Consider the following 7,251-nt stretch of genomic DNA (forward strand, 5'->3'; position numbering starts at 1 on the left):
GCTCTACCTGGGCCAGCAGCTCCGGCGGCAGCTCCACATCTACGTCCAGGATGCGGTTGCTATCCAGGCAGTTGACATGGCTGTGAGGATGGGTACGATTGCCGTAGCGGCGCCCATCGGCGCGATCTAGGCACTCGATGATGTTGTGGCTGGCCAGAGCCTCCAGATTTTGATAGACGGATGTGTGGCCAATGGGCTTGCCCTGCCGATTGAGGCGGTCGTAGATCTCTCTGGCAGAAAGGTGCTCGCCGCATTGCCACAGCAGTTCCAAAATATAGCGACGCTGCCGGCTGAGGCGCAGATTGCACTCCCGGCATCGCTCCAAAGCAGCTTCCAAAGAATCCACAGGGCGAGGCATGGGCAAACCTCAAGTCATACCGAGTCTGAGATAGCTGGTTACTCATTCACACTAGTTTAACATTCCTAAATCGAAGTTTCCAAAGGCTGATCTCCAGATCTCCGTCGGGCATCGACCTGTCCAGGCAGTGTGCGGAGGAAAGGGCGCCAACGGGAGCGCGTCAATTATCAGTTATTTTCTTCAGTTATTTACAATACGATATCGCCTATCTACGAATATCGCTGGGGTGTTGAGGAGAAGCGGGATGCGGCGGCGCCAAATGATCTTAGGCCTGTTGGGATTGGCCGGCAGCAGTGGATTGGTGGGGGCCTATTGGGCCAGTCGGCAGCGCCCTGCTTCTGTGCCTCTATCCGCAGAGATGGGATCCCCTGCTTCCCCGCCTCCTACCCCTCGGCCTACGCCCACAGTTGTCCCCCATCCGGAAGCTCCCCGGGGCCTTTACATCCCAGCCCGCCGCGATCTGCGCCTGATGGTGATCAGCGACCTGAATGGCATCTACGGCTCGGTGGACTACGACCCGGAGGTGGATCGGGCCATCCGCCTCATCCCCTATTTCCAGCCGGATATCGTCTTGGGGGGAGGGGACATGGTGGCTGGCCAAGATCCCCGCCTGTCGGAGGAGCGCATCCGCGCCATGTGGGCAGCCTTTGACCGGCATGTGGCCGGCCCGCTTCGTGCTGCCAAACTGCCCTACGGCTTCACGCTGGGCAACCACGATGCGTCCTGTGCCCGCAGCACGCGCGGGGGCTTTCTCTTCCAAAAAGAACGGGATCTGGCCCGCGAGTTTTGGAACGACCCGGCCCACGATCCCGGTTTGAATTTTGTGGATCGAGGCGACTTTCCCTTTTATTACACCTTCGAAAAAGACGGGGTGTTTTACTTAGTTTGGGATGCCACCTGCAACTACATCCCGCCGGAACAGATGGCCTGGGCAGAAGCGGCGCTGGCCAGCGAACGAGCCCAGAAGGCCAAGTTGCGCATCGTCATCGGTCACCTACCTCTCTATGCGATTACCGTCGGACGCGACGATCCGGGAGAGGTGCTGCTGGAGGCAGACGCCAAACGGGCCCTGCTGGAGAAATATCGCGTCCACACTTACATCAGCGGCCACCACCACGGCTACTACCCCGGCCACAAGGGGCAACTGCAACTGCTCCATTGCGGCATCCTCGGCTCCGGCCCCCGCCCCCTCCTGAATAGCCCCCTGCCCCCCCGCAAGACCCTTACCCTCATCGATGTGGACTTCGACGCTCCGGAGGTTACCTACTACACCACCTACCACATGCGGGATCTGAGCGTGATCGACCAAGCCGAACTGCCCCGCTTCATCACCGGCCACAACGGCCTGGTGCTGCGCCGCGATGTTAACTGGGATAACCTCACCCCCGAAGAAATCGCCACCTGCCAAGCTCGTATTGGATCCCTGTGCCGCGACGACTGACTCTTAAGCTCAGGAGCGTTGCATCTCGGCAAAAGACTGATAGCTCCTCTGCGGATGGTAGAGATGGCGCTGCTGCACAATGTCCTGTATCGACACCTGGGAGAAGTGCCGCTTGTGCAGATGGGATCCCCGCCTGCGCTGGGCCAGGCACAAGTGTAGGAGGGGATGGACAAGGCCATAGAAGTCGTCGTCTTGGCAGCCCCGAGCGGCAAGGAGTGGGCCTCGAAGTGGCTTGCAGATGTGATATCATCAATTTCCAACCCTTGGGCAGATGCGCAGCCGCATCTTCAGCGAGGGCTGTTAACTCAGAGGTAGAGTACCACCTTGACACGGTGGGAGCCGCTGGTTCGATTCCAGCACAGCCCATTGTCAGAGGATCCCAAAGACTCTGCCAAAGTTCGAAAAGGCCTTGTCCGGCAAACCCTCTCGGCTTTCAGGGATCCCGACAATTCCATGCAACCTGCGAAAATCCAGGGGGGGACGGGCTCCTCTCTGCAGCGGCTGTTTTGGAGGGCTGGAGCGTTGGTCTGGGGTTACGGCCAATTTCTTCGGATCCCGGCCAGGGATCCCTATACTGGAGTAGGAGCCCTGGAAGGCGCCGGCGTGGCAAGGGTAGCATTAGGTCAAACTGCGAGAGGGGGAAACGACCGATGGGATTGTTCGATCGGGTCAGCCGGATCATCAGAGCCAACCTCAACGCGCTGATCAGCAGTGCCGAAGATCCGGAGAAAATCCTGAACCAAACCATTCAGGACATGTCTGAGGATCACTACCAAATGCGGCAGGCAGTTGCCCAGGCCATTGCTGCCCAGAAGCGGATCGAGCGGCAGTACGAGCAGGCGCAGCAGAACGTCGACGAGTGGCAAAGGCGCGCCGAGTTGGCCCTGCGCAACAACAACGAGGCCCTGGCCCGCGAAGCGCTGGTGCGCAAGAAAACCTTTGCCGAAACCGCCCAGAGCCTGAAGCGGCAGTTGGATGAGCAGACCAAACAGGTGGAAGTCTTGAAGGCCAACATGACCAAGCTGGAGAGCAAGATCGCCGAGGCCAAGACCAAAAAGGATATGCTCATCGCGCGGGCTCGGGCGGCCAAAGCTTCCCAACAAATTAACCAGGTTATCGGACGGGTGGACGCCACCAGTGCCTTCGCGGCTTTCGAGCGTATGGAAGAGAAGGTAAACGCCCTGGAAGCTCAGTCGGCGGCCGTGGCCGAGCTGGCGGTGGACAACTTGGAGCGACAGTTTGCCGCTTTGGAAGCAGGTGGCTCGGACATCGATCACGAGCTGATGATGCTGAAAGCGGCGATGGGGGGCCAATTGCCCGCCGGAGAGCAGAAAGCTCTGCCGAGAGATCAATCTGCTGCCACCAGCGAGAGCGAGGTAGATGTAGAGCTAGAAAATCTACGCCGCGAAATCGACCGGCTTTGAACGAATGGGAGGTAGCGTCTTCTTGAGAGTGTCTCCTCTGGGCTCAGGGGCGTTGGGGTATCCTAAGCAGGGGGACACAGAGTGGTAAGCTAGCCCAGAAGAGCTCTTGGCCTGCCTCTGGTGGGGTTAGGGTAGCCTTCTGCGTTTTTGCGAGAGAAACAAACAGCGATGACCACAGCGAGTATCAAACCTCTGCTGGACGCCAAGCAACTGTTGCAGGCTTATGCGTCTGGCCGGCGGGATTTTTCTGGAACCAACCTGAGCGGAGCCCAGTTGAGCGGCGCGAACTTGAGGGGCATTGTCCTGCGGGATGCCGACTTAAGTGGGGCGGATTTGCGCGAGGGGGATCTGTCGGGCGCAGATCTCTCAGGGGCCGACCTGCGCGGAGCCAAACTGCGGCGGGTGAACCTCATTGGGGCCAAGCTGGTCAAGGCCGATCTGCGGGGGGCCAACCTCTACCGGGCCAAGTTGCTCAGGGCCGACCTTAGCGAGGCCGATCTCAGCCGCGCCGATTTGCGAATTGGCGCCGATCTGCGGGGAGCCATCATCACCAACACCCGTTTTCGCGGCGCCCTCTACGATGAGTACACCAAGTTTCCGGAGGGGTTCAACCCCACCGAGATGGGCATGTAATCCCAGGCTTTCTAGGGAACCAGCTCCTGCCACAGTTGGGCTGCATCGGCGGCAGCCGCCACAAAGGGCGGGTTGTGCAGATCAGGCTTGTTGTAGCGCAAGGGATCCCCTTTTAGATCGGTGACGCTTCCCCCGGCTTGCTCGACGATGCAGTGGGCAGCAGCAGTATCCCACTCCATGGTTGGGTCGAAGCGGGGGTAGAGATGGGCGGATCCCTCGGCCACAAGGCAGAGTTTCAGGGCGCTGCCCACCGACTTCACCTCGAGGGAACCGTAGCGCCGCCGCAGCCGCTCGAGAAATTGCTCCGTCTCCGGGCCGCGGTGGGAGCGGCTGGCCACCACTTGCAGAGGGGCCTGGGCGGGCGGGCGGGCCCGGATGGGCTGATCTCCTCTATAGGCCCCCAGCCTTTGCACAGCCCTGTAGGTAAGGCCGAGAGCGGGGGCATGGACGACGCCTAAGATGGGGATCCCTGCCTCGACGAGGGCGATGTTCACGGTGAACTGGCCGCTGCGCCCGATAAACTCGCGCGTGCCGTCCAAGGGATCCACCAGCCAGAACTGCCGCCACTGTTGCCGCTCCGGATACGGGATCCCGCCGGATTCTTCCGAGAGCACGGGGAGGCCGGGGGTCAGATCTTGCAGGCCCCGCAGGATCAAGTGGTGGGCGGCCAGATCGGCTTCGGTGAGGGGGGAGGAGTCGGCCTTGTCCCTGACCCGGATCTGATCTTGCCGATAGATCTCCAAAATGGCCTGCCCGGCTGTTTCCGCAAGGCGGCTGACATGGGGCAGGAGATCGGCCAGATCCTGCATGGGCAAACTCTCCAGGTTTAGCGACGCACCGGAATGCCGTGGGCGGCCAAATCGGCTTTGATCTGGGCAATTGTCAACTGGCCGTAGTGGAGCAGCGAGGCCAACAGGGCTGCTTCTGCTCCCCCCTCTTGCAGAGCCTGGCGGATGTGGGCACATTCCCCTGCCCCCCCTGAGGCGATCACCGGCACCGCCACCGCCTCGGCCACGCGGCGGGTCAGCTCCAAGTCGTAGCCCGCTTGGGTGCCGTCGGCGTCCATGCTGGTCAACAAGATCTCCCCCGCCCCCCGCTCGGCCACGGTTTTGGCCCACTCCACCGCGTCCAGGCCCGTCGGCTCCCTCCCCCCGCGCACGTACACTTCCCAACCGCCACCCTGAGGTTTGGCACGGGCGTCGATGGCCACCACGATGCACTGGGATCCAAACCGACGGCTGGCCTGGGTGACCAGATCCGGATCCCGGACTGCCGCCGAATTGAGGCTCACCTTGTCGGCCCCGGCCCGCAACAGTTGCCGGATCCCTTCCAGATCGCGGATCCCACCTCCCACCGTGAGGGGGATAAACACCTGCTCCGCCGTGCGCCGCACCACCTCCAGCAAGATTTCCCGCTCTTCGTGAGTGGCGGTGATGTCTAGAAAAACCAGCTCGTCAGCTCCCGCCTGGTCGTAGGCCTGGGCCAGCTCCACCGGATCCCCGGCATCGCGCAACTGCACAAACCGGATCCCTTTGACCACCCGCCCCGCCGCCACATCCAGGCAGGGAATGATCCGCTTGGCCAACATCGCCTTCTCCTCCGCTGGCGCGATGGCCTAGCCAAAGGTGATGACTAAGAAAGGCTCCTGAAACTTGGCCCCGGTTACCTGCCGGCCTGCCAAGCTGGGGGGCAAGAACAAGTTGCGCCGCTGATCCCCGGCGGTGATGGTCAGTTCCGGCCCCGACTGGCTCAGCTCGATCTGGGCCTTGCTGAAGCCGGGAATAAACAGCTTGACGGTACGGGCTCCCTCGTCGATGGCCACCGGCGGCGGCACCTGCGGCACCGCGAAAATCCCTCCTACCGCCTCTTCCAAAGCCGACCAATCGGATCCCTGGCGCCGCGGCAGGATGCGCACAGGCAGCGGAGAAAAATCGGCAGCCGACACTTCCCCAGGAACCAGCGGCATGACCCAGAGGCCACCCACCGTCAGCCCCACCATCTGGGCGCTGCCCCAGAGGTAGCGGGCAGTCTGCACGGCCATCGGATCCGGGGTGGTTACCAGGTGGGCCAACACGCGACGAGGATCGGCGATGGCCTGGCGTCCCTCCTCGAAAATGTTGGTCATCCCCCCCAGCCGATTCGACAGATCCTCTAAAGACGAGAACTCCACTGTGCTGACCGATCGCAGCAGGGGCTCGACGAAAGGGCGCAGGGTTTTGGCCAAGTCGGAGCCCAAAAAAGCTTTAGAAGCCCGCCGCCAGTACCAACTGGCCACCTCCGGGATCCCAAAAGCCCGCAAGGTGGTCAGATCCCCCGGCCCATCGTAGAGAATACAGTCGTACTGGCCGCTGGCATCGTAGCGACGCAGGGCTTCCAGAGCCAGGGCCTGATCCATCCCCGGCAACACCCCCAGCTCCTGGCCGTAGATCTCCCGGAAAAAGGGAGTGCGCACGTATTGGGCTTCCAGCTCCTTGGCCGCCGTCCAGTGTTGCTCCAGGAGCTGAGTTGTGCGCAACTGCACCACACTTAAATTGGCGGCAATGGTTACCGGCTCGCCGGAAAGCGGGATCCCGCCCAAGAGCATCTCCAGCCCCGACCCCGGCTGATGGCCCACCAACAGCACCCGCCGCCCCTGCTGGGCTGCTGCCCGGGCCGCTGCCACGGCCAGGGTGCTCCGGCCTGTGCCCCCTTTGCCCAAGAAGGTAAGGATCTGGCTCATTCCCGCTCTCCAGACTCTCCGTAGATGTCGATGTACAGCGATTGCCCCGCCAACTGAGCTGCCGCCATCATTACCTGCCGAATGGCCTGCAGGGTGCGCCCGCCTCGCCCCAACACCCGCCCGCGATCCTTGGGGTCAAAAGCCAGCCGCAGCCATACCTTGCGCCCGCCACAAGTGGTTTCCACATCCATTTGCGGCGGGCCACCGCTGAGCAACGGCTCGATCAGGAGATGGACAAGGGCCTCGTAATCCGGCATGGGGAGCTAGACGACAGGGAAGAACAACTGCCGAGCCAAGCTTAACCGAAAGCGTAGCCGACCCTAGGCCTCAACCTGAGGCTTTTCCTCCTCAGGCTCCGGCTCCTGGGAGTTCGGTTCCGCTGCCGCCCCAGCCGGCTCGACTTCCCCCGGTTGCCCTGCCATCTCGGCAGAGGCCTCGCAAACAGCGGCAGGCTCCTCTGTGGACGGCGCCGGATCAGGGATCCCAGCCTCCGGCTTGGCGATAGCCGGGATGCGAATCGCGGCAACCACTCCGCCCTCGCCGGCTTTGAGCATCTCGTAGATGCCGGCCTTCCTGAGGAGGCTGTCCACCGTATCTGTAGGCTGAGCGCCACAACGCAACCACTTGAGCAGGCCTGCCGTCTCCAGAACCGTCTCCTTGGTGCGCGGGTTGTAGT

9 protein-coding genes and 1 tRNA gene are annotated in these 7,251 nt (G+C 62.1%); 4 read left to right on the top strand and 6 right to left on the bottom strand.

Features of this window, described 5'->3' with window-relative positions:
* A partial coding sequence (locus tag NW809_RS09400; RefSeq protein ID WP_414402001.1) for a Fur family transcriptional regulator occupies positions 1–358 on the bottom strand: 358 nt, incomplete at its 3' end.
* 244 nt (positions 359–602) lie between these two features.
* Between NW809_RS09400 and NW809_RS09405 the strand changes: the two genes are divergently transcribed.
* From NW809_RS09405 to NW809_RS09420, 4 genes are all read left to right on the top strand, one after another.
* The gene (locus tag NW809_RS09405) at positions 603–1,799 is read left to right on the top strand and encodes a metallophosphoesterase family protein (protein WP_011431096.1); all 1,197 of its coding nucleotides are present in this window, start codon (positions 603–605) and stop codon (positions 1,797–1,799) included.
* 294 nt (positions 1,800–2,093) lie between these two features.
* Positions 2,094–2,165: transfer RNA gene (locus tag NW809_RS09410), tRNA-Val, on the top strand.
* A gap of 284 nt (positions 2,166–2,449) precedes the next feature.
* On the top strand, positions 2,450–3,223 hold the full coding sequence (locus NW809_RS09415) for a PspA/IM30 family protein (protein ID WP_011431094.1): 774 nt from the start codon (positions 2,450–2,452) through the stop codon (positions 3,221–3,223).
* A 168-nt stretch (positions 3,224–3,391) separates the two neighbouring features.
* Positions 3,392–3,856: a pentapeptide repeat-containing protein gene (locus NW809_RS09420; protein ID WP_011431093.1), complete on the top strand. Its 465-nt coding sequence runs from the start codon at positions 3,392–3,394 to the stop codon at positions 3,854–3,856.
* Positions 3,857–3,867: 11 nt separating this feature from the next.
* Here the strand turns inward: NW809_RS09420 and cysQ are convergent, their stop codons facing one another.
* The 5 genes from cysQ to NW809_RS09445 form a co-directional block, all read right to left on the bottom strand.
* Positions 3,868–4,665: a 3'(2'),5'-bisphosphate nucleotidase CysQ gene (cysQ, locus tag NW809_RS09425; RefSeq protein ID WP_011431092.1), complete on the bottom strand. Its 798-nt coding sequence runs from the start codon at positions 4,663–4,665 to the stop codon at positions 3,868–3,870.
* A 17-nt stretch (positions 4,666–4,682) separates the two neighbouring features.
* The gene (gene hisF / locus NW809_RS09430; RefSeq protein WP_011431091.1) at positions 4,683–5,444 is read right to left on the bottom strand and encodes an imidazole glycerol phosphate synthase subunit HisF; all 762 of its coding nucleotides are present in this window, start codon (positions 5,442–5,444) and stop codon (positions 4,683–4,685) included.
* Positions 5,445–5,471: 27 nt separating this feature from the next.
* Positions 5,472–6,575: an ArsA family ATPase gene (locus NW809_RS09435; RefSeq protein WP_011431090.1), complete on the bottom strand. Its 1,104-nt coding sequence runs from the start codon at positions 6,573–6,575 to the stop codon at positions 5,472–5,474.
* On the bottom strand, positions 6,572–6,832 hold the full coding sequence (locus NW809_RS09440) for a KH domain-containing protein (protein WP_011431089.1): 261 nt from the start codon (positions 6,830–6,832) through the stop codon (positions 6,572–6,574). The genes NW809_RS09435 and NW809_RS09440 overlap by 4 nt, the downstream gene beginning before the upstream one ends.
* 63 nt (positions 6,833–6,895) lie before the next feature.
* A partial coding sequence (locus NW809_RS09445; protein WP_414402002.1) for a 30S ribosomal protein S16 occupies positions 6,896–7,251 on the bottom strand: 356 nt, incomplete at its 5' end.

The sequence above is a fragment of the Synechococcus sp. WC101 genome (genome assembly GCF_047461555.1).
In the GTDB taxonomy this organism is placed as follows: Bacteria; Cyanobacteriota; Cyanobacteriia; order Thermostichales; family Thermostichaceae; genus Thermostichus.